Below are 21440 nucleotides of genomic sequence, written 5' to 3' on the forward strand. Positions count from 1 at the left end.
CGTCGATTCCACGTGCCTCGGCCTTCTCGTGTCGTTTCTCCCTGAAAGCCTTCCGGGAGGGACGAATGAGGTTTCTAGATCGAAATTCAACAGTTCTCTTTGCCCCGTGTCTTCTCCTGGTCCCGCCGAACGCCGTAGCTACGCCCTCGATCAACTCGATGAGAAGGGACATGTGTCAGTGAACGCACTGAGCAGTGCCCTCGACGTGTCCGACGTAACAATCCGAAAGGACCTCCAATTTTTAGAGGATCAGAACCTCGTCATCCGAACGCACGGCGGTGCCATCTCGGCCGATCAGTTTGCGTATGACGTTCCCTTCGAAAAAAAAGCCCAGCGCCAAAAGGAGGAGAAGCAGCGGATTGGAAAGAAGGCGGCCGGGATGGTCAAAAATCAGGACACCGTGATCCTTGATTCAGGAACCACCACCCTCCAAGTCCTCCGTGGCCTGAAAGATCGAGACATCGAAGGCGTGACGGTCTCAACCAACTCGGTTCACATCGCACTGGAGACGACCAGCACGCCCGAGATCGATGTCTTGCTTCTCGGCGGTACCGTTCGGTCCAAGTCGGCCTCCGTGGTGGGGCCGTACGCCGAGCAGATGCTCCGGGACCACTCGTTTAGCAAGCTTTTCCTTGCCGGGGACGGAATTGACATCGGACATGGGCTGACGACCACTGACGACCAGGAAGCATACCTGAACCGGTTGATGATCGAGTCCGCCGACCAGACCATTGTCGTCGCGGACTCCTCAAAGTTTGGACGCCGCGGGCTGTGTCGAATCTGTGAGATCGAACCGATCGATGTCCTGATTACCGATGCGGTGCCCGACGACATTGACCGGAGACTGACGGAAAACAACGTGCGAGTTGTCATTGCGTGATCGGGGCCATTCCGGCCGGGACCGGCCGAGGCTTCGGGCGATGAGAAAATCACCAGAGCCCCGCGTAGATCCTGATGACTCGGCCCCGACCCTGTTGGCCGCGTCCCCAAGTTGGTCACGCGCCGCGTCTGTAGGAGCCCATTGCACGCCCGCGTCGATCCGCCCTTTCCGAAGGGAGCCTCCGCTGAATCCTGATGCGCTAGGGGGACACTGTCCGTGACGGTCGGATCGTCACTGCGCCTGTACCTGAACGTCGTGGCTGTGCCATTGATGGGCTCTCCGACGAGTCCAGCCACAAAGGGCGCGGCGGGCGGCGGGCCGGGCCTGATCCCAACTCTGAGAGGCGTGGGCTCAATTCTGAGTGAAGTGACGTGTCGTGGGCCACTCCCGCAGGGCTTCGCCACGAGCCCCGTCCGTCCAATCTACTAAACGCGCCCCCCGACGACGCACACCCACTGCCCCGTGCCATCTGGGCTGCTCGGCTCTGTGGGGCATGTTGCCGAACGCAGCTTTGTCCTCGGGGCCGTGTCTCTCCGGCCGGACCTCCAAAGACCGCAGGCTTCAGCGTCCGGGGGTTCTGATTTGCATCTCCGCCTGATCAGAGGGCGACTCCATCCACACCGATACCCCCGGAGGGAAGAGAATAATGCCGGGGGGAGGAACGCACAGGGGAGCAGCTCCCTCACAGGCCCGAAGCCCACTCGGCTTGTCTCGACCGTGGTCGAGGGAGGAGGAAGGACTTTTTCCCCGGCTCAGGGGCACGAACTGAATGCTTTCGCATCAACACCATTGTCCAGCTCATGCTTTCTGAAACTCCCTATTCCTTTCGTTTTTGTAAAGAAAACGTTAATACAGGCTATTTCGAAATCAAAAAGTTGATGATCCATAATATTTGCGTTAAAAATGACTTGTGAAGTTACGGTTGTGCTCGTGTCCGATGGCAGAAATGTGCCCCGGGCAAGAGTGCCCCGGAGCCGATTCAACGCGGTGCGTTTCGGGTTGGCAGACATCGGGGCCTTCACCACAAACGCCTGCTGAACTCATAACCGAAGCAGCTAATCATGATGGATTGTGCCGCGCAATGTCTTCAGGGACTGCCCCGATGTCTCAGCTACGGACGGGTTTTTCGAAGGAGTGGGGCGCCTCTCGTGGTCGGGGCCCTTGTCGCTCTGAGTCTTCTTTTCGGAACGCCGGGCACCGTTGCCGGGCAGAAGACGGGGCGCATTGAAGGAGTGATTGCGGACGCGGAGACGGACGAACCGCTCCCTGGGGCAAACGTCCTGCTTGCAGGTACGGACGAGGGGACGGCCGCCGGAGCGGACGGCAGGTTCACCATTGCGGACGTGGAGCCGGGCCCGTATACGCTGGAGGCAACGTTCGTCGGGTTCCAGGCCCAAGCCCGCGACGTCACGGTCAGCGAGGGCGAGACGACACGGGTGGAGTTTGCCCTTCAGCCCTCGGTGGCCAACCTTGAGGAAACGGTCGTCGTCGGGTACACGGAGAAATCGCGCCGTGAACTAACGACCTCGGTCGAAACGGTCGACGAAGCCGACCTGAAAGACATAACGGCCGGGGACGTAACGAGTCTGCTGCAGGGCAAGAGCTCAGGGCTGTACGTGACGACGGGGTCTGGAGACCCTGGGGCCGATCCCTCGATCCGCATTCGCGGGACGGGGTCCATCAGTGCTGGTGCCGACCCGCTCTACGTGGTCGACGGAACCATTTCTGGAGGGGTGCTGCCCGACCCCAATACCATCGAGTCGGTGACGGTTCTGAAGGACGCGGCCGCAAGTGCCCTCTACGGGTCCCGGGCCGCCAACGGGGTGGTGCTCATCAACACCAAGCAGGGGGAGCGGGGGAGTGAGACCGAAGTGAGCATTCAGGCACGCACTGGCTTCAACGAGCAGACGACGGGCAACTTTGGCGTTCTGGATGGCTCGCAGCTGGAAGGGCTTCACGACCAGATGGACGGATCGTCCTACGCAGGCGAAGACTTCAGTCAAGACACGGACTGGCAAGACCTTGCCTTCCGGACGGCCATGACCAACAACGTCGAAGCGTCCGTCACGGGGGGAAGTGAGAACACGTCGTTCTACCTGTCCGGAAACATGTACCGTGAAGAGGGGACTCTCGAAGAGGACGCCCTGACTCAATTCGGCGGACGAGTCAACGTTAGCCACTCCGTCACGGAGGACTTCACCGTCGACACTCGTCTCAACGGACGGTATACCGACGAGACGAACAACCCAACGGGGGCCCTCTACGAAGCGTACACGAACCTTCCGTGGGACGCACCCCGATCGGAGGACGGCTCTCTCCGCACCGGACGGGAAAGTGACTGGGTGGGGCGGGACAACACGAATTTTCTCTACCCGCTCCAATACAATGAGGACAAGAGTCGGCAGTACGACTTCAACGGGACGCTAAAGCTCGACTACAGCCTTTTGTCCTGGCTGTCGTTCGAGACCACGAATCAGGTCACCCTCCAACGAGACGACGCGGACCAGTACCGGGACATCCGGACCCAGCCCGGCAGTGAGAATGAGGGAGAGCTCTTTAATTCCTATGCCGAAAGCACGACGCTCCTGTCGTCCAGTCAATTTTCGTTCGATCAGAGCGTCGGAAAGCACAATGCAGGCGGGATCGTCGGCTTTGAGTACGAGAGCAACCACTACAGCGGGTTCGACGCCGAGGGTGGGGGCGTCTTTCCCAATCTCCGTGCCCTCGACGTGTCGGCCGAGGCCCTCGACGTTCAGGGGACGATCACAAAAAGCAACTTCGTCTCCGGGTTCAGTCAGTTCAACTACAACTACGATCGCACCTATTTCGCATCCGTTTCCATTCGTCGGGACGGATCCTCGAAGTTCGGGGAAAACAACCGGTACGGAAACTTCTACTCGATTGCCGGCTCCTGGGCGCTCGACAATGAGCCTTTTGCCGATGGGTGGGAAGAGGTTCAAGAGCTGAAGCTCCGGGCCAGTTACGGGACCACGGGAAACGCGAGCATTGGCGACTTCATCACGCGCGAGCTCTACAACTTCGGGACGCCCTACAACGAGGAAATCGGCGCGCGACCGACCCAGCAGGGGAACCCCGACCTTACCTGGGAGATCGCCCGAAAGACCAATGTCGGTGTGGATGTGAGCGTCTTCGACCGCGTCGACCTCAGTGTTGACGCCTACCGACGAGTGAACGACGATTTGCTCCAGAACGTCCCGCAGTCCTCCTTAACCGGGTACACCAGCCAGATTCAAAACGTCGGGAAGGTTCGAAATCAAGGGCTTGAGGTGTCGCTCTCCACAATCAATTTCCAAGAGGGGTTTCGGTGGACGACGGATTTCAACATTGGGTTCAACAGCAACGAGGTGCTTGAGCTGGCGGGGGGCGCGCCCGTGCCCGACGCGCCCAATGCCAATCAGCGACTGGAGGAGGGAGAAGAACTCCGGACCTGGTACATGCGCAAGTGGGCAGGCGTGGATCCGGAGACCGGAGCGCCCCTGTGGGAGAAGAAGATTACGAACGATCAGGGGACCGTGGTCGACACCGAACTGACCAGCAACTACAACGACGCCACCCTGCAGATGCTCGGTAGCGCTAGCCCTGACTTTACCGGTGGGCTGCGCAACACGCTTGAGTACAGGGGCGTCACGCTGAGCACGTTCTTCAACTTCGTGTACGGCAACAAGGTCTACCACAGTGCCCGTGAGCTCTTCGACTCCGACGGGGGATACCTGACCTACAACTACATGGAGCTCGAGGATGATTGGAGCCGCTGGCAAGAGCCGGGCGATGAGGCCACCCATCCCAAGCCGGTCGCGGGGGGGAACAGAAACTCAAACGACGTATCGTCCCGGTACATCGAGGACGGGACCTACCTCCGCCTGAAGAATGTGCGGCTGTCGTACAATCTCCCGAGCGCCTGGACCCGCTCGGTGAGTCTGCAGTCGGCGAGTGTGTACGTGAGCGGCGACAATCTGCTTACCCTCACCGACTTCTCGGGGATGGACCCGGAGGTGGGGCTCGACGGCGTTGCCGGCACAAAGTATCCGATCAGTAGGAAGGTGATCTTCGGGCTTGGGGTCAGCTTCTGACGCTACACTGTGACTGCACCTGCTGGGCATAGCCCAAATCCTGCGATGAGGGGGCTTCGCGGTGCCCTTCATCCCCGAAGCCCCTTCGGTGAACCTAGACAACCAAGAGACACGCTGGATATGATTCCTCAGGGCCAACGACTCCCTCGCATGCTGTTCTGTCTCATCCTCCTTGCGGTCGTTACCGGCTGCGACGGGCCGGGGGGCGTCGACCCGAGCGACCGGCTTCCCCCAGAAGACGCGGTGAACTCGATCGACGGCTTAACGGCGGCCACACAGGGCAACTACAACCGCTTTGTGAGCGGAGGGTACTATCACTACGCCCGTCACCTCTTTTACATGAAAGAATTTCCGGGGGACAACGTCTCGTTGAGTGGCGCGACGACGGACCCTCTGTTTTACTCGCACACCCTCGGGCACAAAAAGAATCAGACGAGTGCGGACAACGTCTGGACCCTGGGGTACGAGGTGATTTACGGGGCCAATCGGGTGATCGACGAGGTGGAGCCGGGACAATCTGCGGAGCGGGACCAACTGCTAGGAGAGAATTATTTCCTGCGTGCCCTGGCGCACTTTCAGCTCGTGAATATCTTCGGACGGCCCTACGCACAGGGGCGAGACAACCTCGGCATTCCCATTGCCAAGTCCCCCGATCCCGACGCCCAAGCCCCCCGCAATACCGTTGGGGAGGTGTACGACTTTGTCGTCGAGGATCTGAAGCGGGCGGCGGGCCTTATGACGCAGAAAAAGTCCAATGTCTACGGCTCGGAAGAGGTTGCGCAGGCATTGCTCTCGCGCGTGCATCTCTACCGGGAGGAGAATCAGAAGGCCATCGAATATGCGAATGAGGTTATCACCTCCGGGCGATACGCCCTCATTCAGGACTCCACGCAGTACGTGACGTGGCCCACCCGGTCGCCGGAGGAAAATGATCAGACCATCTTTGCCTACAAGTTTACCGAAGAAGACAACAAAGACTTCGGGGCGATCGGGTCGATGTACTACACGAGCCCATCGGGAAAGGGGTGGGGCGAAATGTATGCCTCAAAGGAGTACCGCGACCTGCTGGACCAGCATCCCGACGACAATCGCCGCGGGTTTATCGAAGCGAAGCGCGACGACACGGGCGATGTCGAACAGCGAAATGGCTATCCCATCCATTACGTCAAGAAGTTTACGGGCCAGGGAGGCAACGTGACGCTTTCCTCTCCCGTAATCTTGCGGCTGGCTGAGATGTACCTCAATCGGGCGGAGGCGCGGGCAAAGCTCGACCGAGACCAAAAAGCCCTCAGCGACGTGAACAAGATCCGAAAGCGAGCGGGGCTGAGTGGAGATGCGCTCTACGAGGTGAGTGAGCTCGGCGGGTCCCAGACGGCCCTAGACATTGTCCTGCGCGAGCGTCGTCTCGAGCTGGCCTTCGAGGGCCACCGGCCCCTTGACCTTTGGCGCAATGGGCGGGACATGGTTCGGTCGTACCCGGGCATCCATACCGAAACCAACATCGCCCCCGGCCTGAATGCCTCCACTACCCCGGCAACACAGACGATCCCGCCGGATCATCCGCGCGTGGTGCACTTCATTCCGGAACGTGAAATTGAGCTGACCGACATGCAGCAGAATCCCTAAGGGCCCTAAGGGGATGTGTGCCCGTTGGGGTTGTGTCGAGGGCCTCGTGGGTCTCTTTCATTTTGTATGCAAACTTCTCGCTCGAACGTGGATTCCCCCTCTCTCGTGGTGGTCGGAGAGCTTAACGCCGATCTGATTCTAACGTCGGTGCAGGCGCTCCCTGAGCTTGGCAAGGAGCAGCTTGCCGAAGGGATGACCCTCACCCTGGGAAGTTCCTCCGCCATTCTGGCGTCCAACGCAGGGGCGCTCGGGGTCGACGTCGGGTTCGTGGGACGAACGGGCGACGATGTCGTTGGGGAACGTGTCCGTGAAGCCCTGGACGACCGCGGCATCGATGTGCGTCACGTGCTCGACACCCCGGACGACGCCACGGGCCTGACCGTCATCTACACTCACGGGGACGATCGGGGAATGATGACGTACCCCGGGGCCATGGAGGCGCTGACCATTGACGACATCCCCTGGGACTACGTCGCACAGGCCAATCACGTGCACCTGTCGTCCTTTTATCTCCAGAAGGGCCTTCGGTCGGATGTGGACGTCCTGTTTCGGCGTGCCAAGGCGCACGGCCTGACGACCTCCCTCGATACGAATTGGGATCCCGACGAACAGTGGGACGGAGGCATTCTCGACGTGCTCGAGGCCGTGGATGTGTTTCTGCCGAACGACGATGAGGCCCGGCGCATCGCGGGCGAGGAGCATCTCGGTCCGGCCCTGGCTCGCCTTGGGCAGCGCGCGAACGTGGTCGTCGCGACGCGTGGCAGTGCGGGGGCCACGGTTCGCGCGAACGCGTCCACCCAGTCGTTCTCGCCGCCGCGGGTGGATCCCGTCGATGCCGTGGGGGCCGGGGACAGCTTCAACGCCGGATTTCTGCGACGCTACGTGGAGGGCGAGGCCCTCGCGGAATGCGTCCGGTTTGGGCTCGTAACGGGCGCGTACTCCACCCAGGCGGCCGGAGGGACGGCGGCCTTCGATCCCCCAGACGCCTTCTGGTCCTTCGCCGCGGAGCACCTTGAGAGCGTCCCGCCTCCTTCTTGACTCACGCTTCCCAAACGGGCGACGCGGTTTGGGGCCCCCGACCCCGCGCCCATTGTTCGCTACTGTTCTTCCATACTCGACCCCATTGTGCAGCACTCAACTCCCCCATCCCACGGGAAATATCGGCGCCTCCAGCGCCTCAGTGACTCTGACGGTCGCTTCTCCATGCTCGCGGTCGACCAACGAGGGTCACTGCGCCGGATGTTCGGCCGGCAGCACGGCATCGATCCGTCCGAGGTGAGTCCGGCGCAGTTGCGACAGGTGAAGCGCATTGTGACCCGGGCCGTGGCGCCGATGGCCAGCGGCCTGCTCACCGATCCGCTGTACGGCTACCCCGCGTCCGCAGGCCTGCTGCCGCCGTGCACCGGGGTGCTCCTTTCCCGAGAGCAGACCGGCTACGTGGCGGCGGAGGGACAGGAGCGGCGTTCCCGGTTGCTGGCGGACTGGGCGCCACAGCGACTTCTGGCGAGCGGCGCCGACGCGCTCAAGCTGTTGATCTACCACCACCCGGACGCGTCGGCCGAGACGCACGAGCACGAGCAGGACCTTGTGGCGTCGGTGGGGGCGGGCTGCGAGGACGCAGGGCTGCCCTTCATCCTGGAGGTCGTCACGTACCCGATGGGGGAGGGCGCACAGGAGGCCGCCGTGCAGGCACGCCGCAGGCCCGAGCTCGTCGTGGACGCCGCCCGGACGTTTTCCGATCCGCAATACCAGGTGGACGTTCTGAAGCTGGAGTTCCCGGCGGACCTGAAGTTTGTGGCGGACTACCAGGATGCATCGTTCGGGGCGGGGGAGGCCGTCTACGACCGCCGGGCCGTTGAGGGCGCCTGTGAGCGCCTCGACCAGGCCGCTGCGGTGCCCTGGGTGATCCTCAGCTCAGGGGTCGGAATTGATGAGTTCGTCGAAACCCTTAGGCTCGCCAACGAGGCCGGGGCCAGCGGCTTTCTGTGTGGGCGTGCCGTGTGGAAGGAAATTGTCGAGCACGCCCCGGACACCGACGAGATGACTCGGTTCATGGAGGAGGTGGGGAAACCCAGGGTCGATCGCCTGCTGACGGCAAACGAGGGCGCACGCGCCTGGACGGACCATCCTGGGCACCGACAACAAGAGACACAGTCTGGGACGAAAGTGCCCACGACAGAATAGCCGGACCGGTCCCCAGCCGGCCCGTCACAGAGCGCACCCGCGACATCCCTATCCACAAGTGAGAACCTAAACTTACGTGAGTGAAAATTCCCCATCGGTCGTCTCAGAGTCACAGGATGAAGTCTCGACGGGCAGTGTGCTTCGGCACATGGTCGATCATCCCAATCCGGACCGGGGCACGGTCCATACCCCCGGTGAAATTGCCCAGCAGCCCGACATGTGGCGACGGACCGCCCGCCTGGTTCGCGAGCACGCACCGTCCCTGAAACGTTTTCTGGCGACGGTGGGCCTCTATTCCGACGACCCGCCGCCTCGTGTTCTTCTCACGGGGGCGGGCACGTCGCACTACGTGGGGCTCTCGGTCGTGGACCTGCTCCGTCAGCAGTTCGGCGCCGCCTGCGAGAGTCGGCCGACCACCCGAGTAACCCCCAACCCAGATCTCTTCTTCCAGGACGGGGCGCCGTCCTTGATGATCCACTTTGCCCGGTCCGGCAACAGCCCGGAGAGCAAAGCGGTGCTCGAGGGGGCGCTGGAGTGCATGGACGCGGACGGACGCCATCTGGTGATCACGTGCAACCGGGACGGGACCCTCGCAGAACTTGCCCGGGCCCATCCCGAGCGGGTGTACCTGCTCGTGTTGCCCGACGAAACCAACGACCAGGGACTGGCCATGACCAGCTCGTACACCAGCATGGTGGTCGCCAGCCAGGCCCTTGCTCGCCTCAACGAGATGGACGCCTTCATCGACCAGATCGACCGCACGGCCGCACTCGGGGCGTCCGTTCTCGCCGACTATCCCGACTCTATCGATGAGTTCATGACCGGGGACGTGCGGCGCGCATTCTTTTTGGGCAACAACGACCTGTACGGGGCGGCGACCGAATCCGCGCTCAAAGTACAGGAGCTCACCGCGGGGGGCATTCTCGCCGGGGCGGACGACACCCTCGCCTTTCGGCACGGGCCGATCTCGGCCGTGGACGACCGCTCCGTAGTTGTGTTCTATCTCTCCGCCCGCAGGCACACGCGGCGGTACGAGGTGGACGTCATCCGCCAGTACCAGGAGGCATTCGATGAGATTGGGGCCCAAATCGCCGTTGTCTCGCCCCAACGCCCAGACCTCCGGGCCACCGAGAACCTGTCGGTCTTTGCCTACGACCCGGAGGGGGCCGTCCCCGCCCTGCAGCAGAACAACATCGCGGTGCTCTTCGGGCAGCTCGCGGGGCTCGTGGCCGCCTACCGGCGCGGGGTCAACGTGGATGAGCCCTCCGAAGAGAAAGCGCTCTACAACCGGACGGTGCAGGGGGTTCGGGTCTACGATCCGGAATCCGCCTTTGGAAAAGACGAGGAGTCTTGCTGACCTACCGACGCGTTTCTTTCGAATACACACGACGTACCCCAACAGTGGACACAGCACACTCGACATCACGGTCTGCGCACCCGCTTGTGCAGACATTAAAGACGACGGACACCCCTGTGGTAAAGGCCCTCATTCAGGTGCTGACCGACCACTTCGAGCGACAGGTCTCCCTGCTGGCGATCTGTCCCAACTCGGAGGCCGTGACGAAGGCGGCCCTTCTGGCCGCCCAGGAGGCCAATGCCCCGCTTTTGTTTACCTCCACGCTGAATCAAGTGGACCGCGACGGCGGCTACACCGGCTGGACGCACGACGAGCTCATCGAGTTTGTTGATGGGGAGGCCGACCGCCTCAACGTCGACGTTCCGATCCTTCCCTGCCTGGACCACGGCGGTCCCTGGCTGAAGGACCGTCACGTCCTTGAAGACTACACGTTCGAGGAGACGATGGGCGCCGTGAAGCAGTCCCTCGAGTCGTGCATTGACGCCGGCTACGAGCTCCTTCACATCGACCCCACGGTGGACACGCGCCGCCCGGACGGCGAGCCGGTGCCCATCGACTGGGTCGTGGAGCATACCCTCGAGCTCATCGAGCACGCCGAGACGTACCGGCGCCAGGAGGGACGGCCCCCGATTAGTTACGAGGTCGGGACCGAAGAGGTGCACGGGGGGCTGGCGAACCTTGACAAGTTCGAGCGTTTCCTCGACGATCTCGACGCGGGGCTCCGGGCACGTGGGCTCGAGGACGCCTGGCCCTGCTTTGTGGTGGGCAAGGTGGGGACCGACCTCGATACCTCGTACTTCGAGCCCGACACGGCACGGGACCTGACGGTGCGCACAACGTCCTACGGGGCATTGGTAAAGGGGCACTACACCGATTACGTCGACAACCCGGACGACTACCCGCTGGCGGGCATGGGCGGGGCCAACGTGGGGCCGGAGTTTACCGAAGAGGAGTATGCGGCCCTGATGGATCTGGTCGAGCTGGAGGCGAAGATCGGAACGTCGTCCGGGCTGAAAGAGGCACTCCGAACGGCCGTCGTCGAAAGCGGACGATGGAAGAAGTGGCTCCACGCCGACGAGGAGGGACGCGCCTTCGACGAACTAGAGGACGATCGCCAAGAATGGCTGGTGCGTACGGGAAGCCGGTACATATGGACGGACCCCGAGGTGCAGGCCGCACGGCAGCGTCTCTACGAAAACCTTGAGGGCCACCGTGACGCGGAGGCCTACGTGCTCTGGACAGTGAAGCAGGCCATGATGAAGTATTACCACGCGTTCAACCTGATCGACTTCAACGATCGCCTCGAGCGCGTTCTGCTTCCCTAAAACAAATCGCGTACGACATGGAGCTCGCGTTCGTGGACTGGGCCATCATGGCCGGCTATTTCGCCGTCTCCCTCGGGATCGGGGTGGCGGTGTACCAGCAGGCCGGAGAGGGCTTCAGCAGCTTCTTCCTCGGGAAGCAGCAGATGCCGTGGTGGCTGCTGGGCATCTCAATGGTCGCGACGACCTTCTCGACGGACACGCCGAATCTGGTCGCCGACATCGTCCGCTCGACGGGAACGGTCGGGAACTGGACCTGGTGGGCGTTTCTTCTGACGGGGATGTTCACCGTTTTCCTCTACGCGAAGCTCTGGCGCCGCTCGGGGGTGTTCACCGACGTCGAGTTTTACGAGCTGCGCTACTCCGGGCGTCTGGCGGCGCTGCTCCGAGGGTTCCGGGCGGCCTATCTCGGAATCGTGTTCAATGTCGTCATCATGGCGACCGTCACGCTGGCGGCCATCAAGATCGGAGGGGCGCTGCTCGGGCTCTCCCCGGTGGCGGTCGTCGTGGTCGCCGCGTCGGTCACGATGGTCTACAGTACACTCGGTGGTCTGACCGGCGTGCTGCTGACCGATCTCATTCAGTTTGCGATGGCGATGATCGGGTCCGTGGGCGCCGCCTGGTACGTGCTCACGATGCCCGAGGTGGGGGGGCTCGACGGGCTCCTGGCGCACGCGTCGGTGCAGGACGCGATGGCCTTTTGGCCCTCCTTTGAGACCATGACCTGGCAGCAGATAATGCCGGCCTTCATCATTCCAATTTCCGTGCAGTGGTGGGCCTCCTACTATCCGGGGGCCGAGCCGGGCGGTGGGGGATACATCGTCCAGCGCATGCTGTCGGCGAAGGACGAAGAACATGCCGTCAGCGCCACGCTGCTGTTTACGGCGACCCACTACGCCCTCCGCCCCTGGCCCTGGATCCTGGTCGCGCTGGCGTCGCTGGTTGTCTTTCCGGACCTGGAAGCCCTTCGAGCGCAGTTTTCGCACCTCCCCGACCGGGTCGTCCAGAACGACATGGCCTACCCGGCCATGATGACGCTGCTGCCCCCCGGGCTTCTGGGACTGGTCGTGACCTCGCTGGCGGCGGCGTACATGTCGACGATGTCCTCGCAGGTCAACTGGGGGGCGTCCGTCGTCGTCAACGACCTCTACACCCGATTCATCGAGCCCGACGCCACGGAACGGCAGCAGGTCTGGGTCGGCCGCATCGCGACGGCGGTACTCATGACTGCGGCCTGTGCGCTGGCCCTGCTCCTCCGGAATGCCCTGCAGGCCTTCAACATCATTCTTCAAATTGGGGCGGGCACGGGGCTTCTGTTTCTGCTGCGCTGGTTCTGGTGGCGCATCAACGCCGCGACCGAGCTGACGGCCATGGCCGTGTCCTTCGGCCTCGCGGTCTACCTTCAGGCCGCCGGGCGCTTCGGCTGGATGGGGGGCGGGCTGGCCGACTGGGAACGGCTCCTGGCAATTGTGGCAATCACGACCGGTGCCTGGGTGGCGGTGACCTTCCTGACACGCCCGACCGACGAGGACACGCTGATCGAATTCTACACCACCGTCCGGCCCGGCGGCCCGGGCTGGGGACCTGTCGTCGATGCGCTCCGCGAACAAGAACCGGAGATGGACCTGGACGCGCCTTCGGATCTGCCCTACGCACTAAGCTGCGTCCTGCTCGGCTCAATTGGGATCTACGGCCTCCTCTTCGCGACGGGGTTTGTCCTCTACGGCCGCTTCCTTCTCGGGGGCGTCTGTGCCGTCATTGCCACGGCTGCACTCGGGGGCATCGGGGCCCTCTGGCCGCATCTGTCCTTCTCTGACCCCGAAGAAGAGCCCCCCCCGGCCGACCAGACGAGGGAGCGAAAGGAGGTCTCCAGTCAGGCCTAAATGAGTAGGGCAGCCCAGCTCCGATTGATCATCGACGGACGCCCGTCCGCCCCGCAACCACCGCTGTTCGACGATCACGTTGCTTGCGCATCCCCCATGGTCGACTCTCCACCCATTCCGAGGTTTGATGCCCACACCCACCTGTTTCACGACCGGGCATTCCTGGAAAGAATCCTGAAGGAGAAGCGCCTGAAGGTCCTGGTCATCAACGTCACCGGCGAGGGCCTCTTCGACCGGCCCATGGACCAGCGCTGGGAGGCGATGACGGACATGAAGGCGCGGTACCCGGAGCGCTTTCATCTGTGCACAACCTTCGATCCGTCCTCCGTTACGGCCCCCGGCTTTGCCGACCGGGTGATCGACCGGCTTGCCCGAGACATCCAGGCCGGAGCGACGGCCGTGAAGGTATGGAAGGACATCGGGCTGGAGGTGCGAGCCGAAGACGGGGGGTTTGTGCAGATCGACGATCCTCGGTTTCAGCCGATTTGGGCGTTTCTTGCGGACCGGGACGTGCCCGTGATCGCCCACACGGGAGAGCCACGGGCTGCCTGGCAGCCCCTGGACAAAGAGAGTCCCCACTACCGCTTCTACAACGAGAACCCGGCGTACCACACGCACGGGCGGGACGACGTCCCCGACTGGACAACCGTCATGGACGCCCGGGATCGGTGGCTCGAACAGAATCCGGACCTCACCGTCGTGGGGGCGCACCTCGGAAGCATGGCCCACGACGTGGAGATGGTCAGTGACCGGCTGGAGCGGTACGACAACTTTTTCGTCGACACCGCCGAACGCTTTGGGGATCTCGTCACGCAACCGAGTCAGAAGGTTCGCTCCTTCTTTAAGACGCACGCCGACCGCATCGTCTATGGCACCGACGTCATCCTTGAGCACCCGGCCGATCAGGTGTCCGAGACACAGCGTGCCCAGGAAAAAAGAGAATACGAATCGATGCTCGCCGATCACTGGGCCTATCTGACCAGCGGGCAGTCCATCACGGTCCAGGACAAACTGGTCGAGCCCGTTCGGGTCCCTGGCCTCGATCTCCCACCGAGTGTGCTACAGGCGGTGTACCACGACAACGCGGCGTTCCTCTACGGGGGAACAACCTGATCCCCGAATTCCCGAGAGAGCCCCCTGCCGATTTTCTTCGCATTCCTTCCCACCAAGACGACTCCCCGCCAATGCCTGACTCCATGGATCGACGATCATTTTTGCAGACGACCGCCGCGGCCGGCCTGGGGGTGTCCCTGTCTCCCCTCCACGGCTTCCGGCCCGGGCCCGACCCATCCGTCCGTCTCGGCCTCATTGGGGTGGGAGCGCGGGGGACGTCCCATCTGCGGGGCCTCATTCAGCGCGACGATGTCGAAATTCCGGCGGTGTGCGACGTCAAGTCAGAGAACCTTGATCGGGCCCTCGACCTTGTTCAGCAGTCCGGCCGGTCGCGCCCAGAGGGCTACGGGGATGGGGAGCACGCCTACCGGGACCTTCTTTCTCGGGGCGACCTCGACGGGGTTGTCATTTCCACGCCGTGGCTCTGGCACGTCCCCATGGCCGTCGACGCGATGGAGGCCGGCTTGTTCGTGGGGCTCGAGGTGCCGGCCGCCACGACCGTGGACGGGTGCTGGGACCTCGTGCGAACCGCCGAGCGCACCGGTTCGCACTGCATGTTCCTCGAGAACGTGTGCTACCGGCGCGACGTGATGGCCGTGCTGAAGATGGTCCGGGAGGGACTGTTCGGAGAGCCCATCCATTGTCGCTGCGGGTATCAGCACAGCCTCCTTCCGTACCTGTTCGACGAAACCACCTCGTTCGGGCCGGGCACGGGGGCGGTGTCCAGCTGGCGCACCGAGCACTACACGAAGCGGAACGGAGACCTGTACACCACGCACGGCATCGGGCCGGTGGCCCACTGGCTCGACATCAACAGTGGCAACCGGTTCGAGCGGCTCACCTCGACCGCCACGAAGGCCCGGGGCATGCACGACCACATCGTTGAGGAGGACGGGGCGGATCACCCGAAGGCCGACGTCGACTTCGCGCAGGGCGACATCGTGACGAGCACGATCACGACGGCCAATGGGGAGTCCATCATCATGACGCACGACACCAGCCTGCCCCGGCCGTATTCCTTGGGGTTTCGGATGCAGGGCACCGATGGGCTCTGGACCGTCGACAACCAGAGCGTGCACATTGAAGGACGGAGCCCTGCCCACCGATGGGAGGACTGGGAAAGCTACCAGCAGGAGTTCGACGCGGCCCTCTGGCGGCGGCATGAGGAGGAGGCGGAAGGCGCCGGACACGGGGGCATGGACTACTTCGTCCGGAACGCCCTCGTAGAGTCGATCAAGCGGGACGTGGCGCCGCCGATCGACGTCTACGACGCCGCGACGTGGAGCGTGCTGAGTCCGCTGTCCGAGCGGTCCATCGAGCGAGGGGGCGAGCCGGTAAGCATTCCGGACTTCACGGATGGCCGCTGGCTGACCGACGAGCGCTCCTTTGACCCGGACGCTGAATTTTAACAGCGACGGCGGGCGTCCCTCGTGGGGCGCCCGTTTTGCAGCGCAGTTGTGTAAGGGAGCAACAATCAGAACGTCCGTATGCGGCCCACGGAAGGCACACGTGTTCGGGGGCACTGCGTCGGAGAACAGTACGAACCCACGGTCGCCGATGGAGTCCGCCGATTAGGCCATGGCACACCGCTCTGTGGCCGCTGAGCAGAGGGCGCGCCTGTCGGCCCACCTCCGTCGGCTCGACGCCCTCGACGTCGACTATCGAGCGCTGGACGCCGTTTGCCCCGGCGATGTCGACGATTCATTCTGACCTTGTTGCCCCTGTCCGTGGGGATCAGAACCGACGCATACTCGAATTTCTAATTTTGGGTTACCGCCATGAGACGTTTCGCTCACAAACGGACTGTTCTCGCGGTCACGGGTCTTCTTGCTCTCGCATCTCTCGGGTGTGATTCCTCCACCGAGAAGGGGAGCGGGGGAGGAGAGTCGTTGGACCGCACCGAGACGGTGTCGGTGCCGTTGGGGGGCAATGCGTATCGGACGAGTGGCAGCGGGCCGGACGCGGTCAGCCAAGAGGGAATCACGACGTGGAAAAATAGTGGGAGCACGTTCAGCGTGTTTGTAAAGCTCCGCACGCCAACGGTCGTGACGCCTCGTCTACGCGCTCGGGCTCCTGAGGGGGAGGAGAGCACCGTACGACTCCGTGTGGACGGGCACGAAGAAGAAGCCCGAGTCACCCATTCCGACTACTCCAGTGTTGCCTTCGGGGACACGGAGATTGAGGAAAGCGGCTACGTCCGCTTTGATCTGACGGGGGTAGAGAAAACGGGAGACGAGTTTGTAGAGGCGACCGATTTGAAGCTGGAGGTTCCTCGCGGCACGACGGTGCACGCCGTGCGGTCGAACGAGGACAACGCCTTTTATTGGTCTCGGCGCGGTCCCTCGGTTCACCTGAACTATGACATGCCGGACGCCACTGTAGAATGGGTGCACAGCGCGATCACGGTGCCGGAGGGAAAAGATCCGGTGGGGGCCTACTACATGGCCAACGGGTTCAATGAGGGCTACTTCGGCATCCAGGTGAACGCCGAAGCGGAGCGGCGCGTGCTGTTTTCCGTCTGGAGCCCGCACGATACAGACGATCCCTCGTCCATTCCGGACTCGCTGCGCGTGCAGTTGGTGGCCAAGGGGGACAACGTGACGGCCGATGAGTTTGGGAGCGAAGGATCGGGGGGACAGTCGTATCTGACGTACTCCTGGGAGGCAGGAACGACGTACCGCTTTCTGACGCGCGCTGCACCAGACGGGGAAGGAAGCACGATCTACACGGCCTACTTCTACCCCCCGGAGGAGGGAAAATGGCGACTCATCGCGAGTTTCAAGCGCCCCCAGACAGACACGTGGTACAAGGGGTGGTACTCCTTTCTGGAAAACTTTAATCCCAGCACGGGGCACGTTGAGCGGAAGGCATACTACCACGACCACTGGGCCCACGACACCGACGGGACCTGGCACGCCATTGAGCAGGCCACCTTCACAGGGGATGGAACGGCGAGGTCCGGTTTGCGACAAGACTTCGCCGGGGGCGTGGAAGAGGAGGGCTTTTACCTGCGACACTGCGGGTTTTTCGACGACTCCGTGTCGCTTGGCCAGACGTTTGGGGACCCCGCCTCCGGCCGTCAGCCGCCGTCCGTCAACGTCGACGCCCTGCCCAGATAAAGATGCATGGGGCAAGGCGGCACCGGGGGTACTGCTCTGCGCTAGGGCTCTTGTTCGCCGAGAGAGGGAACCAGCGTTGGCAGGGAGGTCCGCGACCATCTAGAGGGACAAAGACGACTCCTCTGGTCGACGCAATCGGAAGAGAGCTCTCTCCAGGCCGTGGCGACCCGCACGGTATCTTGCTCCAGGCTCTCCTCAGGGGGGCTCAGTGCAGTTCCACGTATGAAGTTCCCAGAACGGGGAGCCTGCTTCCCGAGCCGCTGCGAAACGGCCCACAGGCGTAGCTTTGCACGGTGTGTGAGAATGTGCCCGAGGAGGGACTTGAACCCTCACGTCCTTGCGGACAACGGATTTTGAATCCGCGCAGCCGGTCATTCAAGCCGGTTCAGACGGATTCAGAGGTTCCTGCGTAGGGCTGCGTGCCACGAGACTGTCACTCTTGTGTACAGTCGCTGTACACAGCAGAAATCGGGGCCTTCGTGCAAGATCATAGTGCGCCTGAAGACACTGTTTAGCACCAGAGACGTTCCTTCTGCGAGCCATTTCATGGTAACCTAAGGCCAGAACTCCCAATGGTTTACGTCTGTACCTGCTTTCCCGATCAACGACTGTATTCAACCTGTTCAACTGATGTATAGGAGACTCACCTATACACGATTGAAGCATACACGACTCTGGAAGTACTGACCTGGGTCAAGTTTACTATTCTGGGGACTTGTCCTCCCGGGTGATTGGCCTCCCCGGGTCCCCCTCATGCACTGCTCCATGGTGTGTGTGTGGAGTCTTGGTTGCCTCCCACAGGGTTTTTTCCCGTGACTGGGTCGCTTACAGCTGAGCGCGAAGAGATGAATGCTCAACTATTGTCCTCTGGAACTCATTTGTAAGTTCTTTATCGAGGGAGTTCAGTATTATCTCTCTGTTAGTATGGTGAAAGTCGTAAAAAGATGAAGTAATTAATCTGAGTATTAAGAATATATAATATTTTGAGAGTCGAAGGAAAAGGTTGCAGATGCTCTCGGATTCTTCACGGTTGAAAGATGGAAAGTTGGAAACGCTCGACAAGTTTCTAGTCCCCTTACTTTGATTGACGTGAACGAATCCACAAAGGTAAGAATAGTCGGATTTTATATCACTTATCAACTCCCTGTTTTTATCTTCGTGGTAAAAATTGGTGTTTTCACACCTACTGAAGAGATTTGTTACTGATGGCGTAGAGTATACAGTGGGATCAAAAGGAATAGTTATAAGAGTCAAAAAGCTTTCTATACTTCTTCGTAATACACAGTAGGCAGACTTATAAGCACCATTAATCCAAGAAAAGACGAAAGAGCTTAGGTCAGATATAAGCTCCTTGAGGTATACATTGAACTTTTTGTCGACTGACTTGTCTATAGATAATACCCTCTTAGTTCGAAGTCTTTTTTGATTCTTCGACTCATTATTCTGATTCGTTGGCTATTCTCCTTATTATTTCATTCCACCCTGTGTTCTCGTCTTTTTTGCCATCAAATATTTCACTTTCACCTTCAATTTCTTTAGTAACTTTCGATAGTGCTTTTACGAGATTCCCCAGTTCGTGATCGTCGAGACTGTTCGTCTTGCAGACTATGTGGCCTATTATCTCGTACCTCGACTTCTTTCGGTGCCTAGGTATCTTTAGATCCATTATGTCTTCTGCAAAATGAGCGACATCTTTATTATGCCGAAATACGGACTCATCGGAAAGCACCCTTGGTAGTACACCGACCAAAAAATGTTTATTCGGATTGGAGGCTGTGTAGTCGCCAACTGCTCGATCAGCTTCAGTTGCGTGTACGAGGCGGTTGCGCAACTCCTTAACACCTTCGCTGAGATTTTCACCGCCATAGGAAGACAGGAGCCAGCTAAGTTCTTCAATGAAGTCAAGTGCCTCCTTTAGTTTATCTTGCTTGGCCATGGTGGTTAGCTCCTCGATATGAATTCTCGTGTTATAAACCTGAGGGATTGCTGCAGATCGTTATCGTCTGAGTCTAAAATAGTCTCTTGATCCTCTTGTCGTCTGGCAACCTCTGTTCTTTTGGGAATTGAGTTTTTGAACAGTTTGTCTTCCCATTTTTGGTTATCCTCAAAGTACTCAAGTGTTTCTTCGTAAACTATGGTATCTTTTCTGGCTATTGTTATTACTAATCCCATGAGTGAAATGTTCAGACCATGATTATTTTTTATTGTGTTTACTACTCCATTTAGAAGCTCTATACCAGTCTTAGATATAGGGTCTGGTTTTACTGGGATGAGATATTCGTCGGAACAGATTAATGCGCTCGCCATCCAGGCTGAAGGCGTAGGAGGAGTATCTATCATAACATAGTCGTACTTTTCGCCGTCTGGAATCTCCTCCATATACCTGTCTAACCTATTTTCCCGTCCCTGTCCGCTCGCCATTTCAAGTTTATATAGTTCTAAATTTCCTGGCATTAGGTCAAGCCCATCTTTTATGCTCCATGGATGAATATCATCGAGCGATTTGGGTGTCTCTACTTCCTGTTCCCCCACTGCACTCTCAATTGGTCGAGATTTATCGTCAAAAACATCTACAACTGTTGATCCTCCCGACCTCAATTTCTCGATGTAGTCCTCACCAGATACGAGACACTGAGTAGCATTAAACTGTGGGTCTATGTCCACTAAAAGAACACTTTTGTCGTGTTCTCTCGCCAAACAGTCAGCAATATTGACGGCGAGTGTGGTCTTCGCTACACCTCCCTTCATGTTAACAACTGATACGATTTTCATGTTCTCATAGTTAAATTTATTGACAAAATGGACTTAGAAGTACACGTAGTAAATTTTTAAGTATCAATTTGCCTGGCTCTCTGATTTCAGATACCTGTAGTATTTTTGTAGGCCACCAGTTAGTGTCGACATGCGTTCCAAGATGCCCTGATGCACTTTTTAGGTATCACTTCCATGCAACTCCCCTCAAACGCCTTGCCGCTCACACTGCCGCGCTACAGGGTATGATGACCTATATATAACTATTGGCCGGTCAATATCCAAGGCTCTACAGTCACATAAAAACCGGGTAAATCTGTCAACTCAGAGGTGGCCGCTACCCCCGTCCCTTGCAAGAAGATTTTCACGCGGGGGCCAACGAAGGACTCAGGTAGGAATCCGTCCTCTCTTTAAGGTCATCGCTGACCTCACGCGGATGGTTCCAGTATCCGAGTTGACGCCGTGCGCACTTCCGGCCGACAGAAGATTAGAACATGAACGATCCTCAAGCTGGACACCTGACAGCCGCCTCCATCCCAAGCAGCAATTTTTTCGCGCGCTTCCAAAAGGGGACCAAGTTGTCCTTCTCCAGTTCGCTCAACTACCTGAGTCGTTCCAAGCCACCGTAATTGAGCAGCCCGCCGTTTCGCTCCGCACTGCGCAGGCTGAGGTTTTACACATCTCAGCTGTCAAATTAGACCCGCGTCTGTAAAACGCTCCTCTGCAATCGAGGACCTGAATTCTCCAGCACACCCGAGGCAGCGGCGCATAGGGGCTATTGCGGCGGTCTTATCCGCTGTCAAGTTTTGTACACTCGCAGCGGAGGAGACATGTGAGAGGCGGATTGAAGGGTGTCCGGGCCTCCATGTCCTCGATAGGATACGTGGCACCCTTTTGTGAGGAAAGTGTCAATCACCACCCCTTGAGCCATTAAATGGGTAAATTATACAATATAAGGAAATACGTTACATATTTACCCATTACAGAGGGCGCACGAAGGGAGGGACAGTTCGCCTACGCTCAAACAGACATCCTCAGTCAAGCTCATGTCCGATACTCAGACTGTGGAGTGAACCCGATATAACGGACAGGTGACCGCTTTCACACTGCGGCA

At 60.0% G+C, this 21440-nt stretch carries 14 protein-coding genes and 1 tRNA gene; 12 read left to right on the plus strand and 3 right to left on the minus strand.

All coding sequences use genetic code 11. The features are described 5' to 3' along the window. Nucleotides 1-106 precede the first annotated feature (106 nt). The 12 genes from B7R93_RS06940 (at nucleotide 107) to B7R93_RS06995 (ending at nucleotide 17575) form a co-directional block, all read left to right on the plus strand. Nucleotides 107-880 (plus strand): DeoR/GlpR family DNA-binding transcription regulator, encoded by a 774-nt coding sequence (locus tag B7R93_RS06940; RefSeq protein WP_198598608.1) that lies wholly within the window; start codon nucleotides 107-109, stop codon nucleotides 878-880. Between the two features lie 1148 nt (nucleotides 881-2028). Then, on the plus strand, nucleotides 2029-4971 hold the full coding sequence (locus tag B7R93_RS06945; protein ID WP_157942226.1) for a SusC/RagA family TonB-linked outer membrane protein: 2943 nt from the start codon (nucleotides 2029-2031) through the stop codon (nucleotides 4969-4971). Nucleotides 4972-5121: 150 nt separating this feature from the next. Next, nucleotides 5122-6597 carry a RagB/SusD family nutrient uptake outer membrane protein gene (locus tag B7R93_RS06950; protein ID WP_198598609.1) on the plus strand — a complete coding sequence of 492 codons (1476 nt, stop codon included), beginning with the start codon at nucleotides 5122-5124 and terminating at the stop codon, nucleotides 6595-6597. A gap of 87 nt (nucleotides 6598-6684) precedes the next feature. Beyond that, entirely contained in the window at nucleotides 6685-7635 is a 951-nt protein-coding gene (locus B7R93_RS06955; protein ID WP_157942227.1) for a carbohydrate kinase family protein, read from the plus strand. Nucleotides 7636-7722: 87 nt separating this feature from the next. After that, nucleotides 7723-8781: a tagatose 1,6-diphosphate aldolase gene (locus B7R93_RS06960; protein WP_103020091.1), complete on the plus strand. Its 1059-nt coding sequence runs from the start codon at nucleotides 7723-7725 to the stop codon at nucleotides 8779-8781. Between the two features lie 76 nt (nucleotides 8782-8857). Next, nucleotides 8858-10138: an AgaS family sugar isomerase gene (locus B7R93_RS15790; protein WP_232798136.1), complete on the plus strand. Its 1281-nt coding sequence runs from the start codon at nucleotides 8858-8860 to the stop codon at nucleotides 10136-10138. 86 nt (nucleotides 10139-10224) lie between these two features. Continuing rightward, nucleotides 10225-11463 carry a class II D-tagatose-bisphosphate aldolase non-catalytic subunit gene (locus B7R93_RS06975; RefSeq protein ID WP_232798138.1) on the plus strand — a complete coding sequence of 413 codons (1239 nt, stop codon included), beginning with the start codon at nucleotides 10225-10227 and terminating at the stop codon, nucleotides 11461-11463. A 17-nt stretch (nucleotides 11464-11480) separates the two neighbouring features. Further along, nucleotides 11481-13343, plus strand: a complete 1863-nt coding sequence (locus B7R93_RS15795; protein ID WP_103020093.1) for a sodium:solute symporter family protein — start codon at nucleotides 11481-11483, stop codon at nucleotides 13341-13343. A gap of 96 nt (nucleotides 13344-13439) precedes the next feature. Beyond that, entirely contained in the window at nucleotides 13440-14456 is a 1017-nt protein-coding gene (locus tag B7R93_RS06985; protein WP_157942228.1) for an amidohydrolase family protein, read from the plus strand. 71 nt (nucleotides 14457-14527) lie between these two features. Further along, nucleotides 14528-15865, plus strand: coding sequence for a Gfo/Idh/MocA family protein (locus tag B7R93_RS06990; RefSeq protein WP_103020095.1), 1338 nt, complete (start codon nucleotides 14528-14530; stop codon nucleotides 15863-15865). A gap of 169 nt (nucleotides 15866-16034) precedes the next feature. Further along, the gene (locus tag B7R93_RS16020) at nucleotides 16035-16166 is read left to right on the plus strand and encodes a hypothetical protein (protein WP_262507555.1); all 132 of its coding nucleotides are present in this window, start codon (nucleotides 16035-16037) and stop codon (nucleotides 16164-16166) included. A gap of 68 nt (nucleotides 16167-16234) precedes the next feature. Continuing rightward, nucleotides 16235-17575 (plus strand): DUF3472 domain-containing protein, encoded by a 1341-nt coding sequence (locus B7R93_RS06995; protein ID WP_103020096.1) that lies wholly within the window; start codon nucleotides 16235-16237, stop codon nucleotides 17573-17575. Between the two features lie 306 nt (nucleotides 17576-17881). On the opposite strand, the gene B7R93_RS15240 is transcribed toward B7R93_RS06995, so the two are convergent. The 3 genes from B7R93_RS15240 to B7R93_RS07005 all read right to left on the minus strand — a co-directional run bounded on the left by B7R93_RS15240 (nucleotide 17882) and on the right by B7R93_RS07005 (nucleotide 20347). Then, nucleotides 17882-17956 (minus strand) — tRNA-OTHER (locus tag B7R93_RS15240). 1057 nt (nucleotides 17957-19013) lie between these two features. Next, nucleotides 19014-19511 carry a hypothetical protein gene (locus B7R93_RS15245; protein ID WP_157942229.1) on the minus strand — a complete coding sequence of 166 codons (498 nt, stop codon included), beginning with the start codon at nucleotides 19509-19511 and terminating at the stop codon, nucleotides 19014-19016. A 5-nt stretch (nucleotides 19512-19516) separates the two neighbouring features. Beyond that, nucleotides 19517-20347: a ParA family protein gene (locus B7R93_RS07005; protein ID WP_103020098.1), complete on the minus strand. Its 831-nt coding sequence runs from the start codon at nucleotides 20345-20347 to the stop codon at nucleotides 19517-19519. Between the last annotated feature and the right edge of the window lie 1093 nt (nucleotides 20348-21440).

This window comes from Salinibacter altiplanensis (genome assembly GCF_002894645.1).
Taxonomy (GTDB): Bacteria; Bacteroidota; Rhodothermia; order Rhodothermales; family Salinibacteraceae; genus Salinibacter; species Salinibacter altiplanensis.

What these genes read in the sequence shown, in the direction of transcription:
- B7R93_RS06950 (WP_198598609.1), top strand. Translation starts at nt 5,122, where the DNA reads ATGCTGTTCTGTCTCATCCTCCTTGCGGTCGTTACCGGCTGCGACGGG.
- B7R93_RS15795 (WP_103020093.1), top strand. Translation starts at nt 11,481, where the DNA reads ATGGAGCTCGCGTTCGTGGACTGGGCCATCATGGCCGGCTATTTCGCC.
- B7R93_RS06985 (WP_157942228.1), top strand. Translation starts at nt 13,440, where the DNA reads ATGGTCGACTCTCCACCCATTCCGAGGTTTGATGCCCACACCCACCTG.
- B7R93_RS06990 (WP_103020095.1), top strand. Translation starts at nt 14,528, where the DNA reads ATGCCTGACTCCATGGATCGACGATCATTTTTGCAGACGACCGCCGCG.
- B7R93_RS16020 (WP_262507555.1), top strand. Translation starts at nt 16,035, where the DNA reads ATGGCACACCGCTCTGTGGCCGCTGAGCAGAGGGCGCGCCTGTCGGCC.
- B7R93_RS06995 (WP_103020096.1), top strand. Translation starts at nt 16,235, where the DNA reads ATGAGACGTTTCGCTCACAAACGGACTGTTCTCGCGGTCACGGGTCTT.
- B7R93_RS15245 (WP_157942229.1), bottom strand. Translation starts at nt 19,511, where the DNA reads ATGGCCAAGCAAGATAAACTAAAGGAGGCACTTGACTTCATTGAAGAA.
- B7R93_RS07005 (WP_103020098.1), bottom strand. Translation starts at nt 20,347, where the DNA reads ATGAAAATCGTATCAGTTGTTAACATGAAGGGAGGTGTAGCGAAGACC.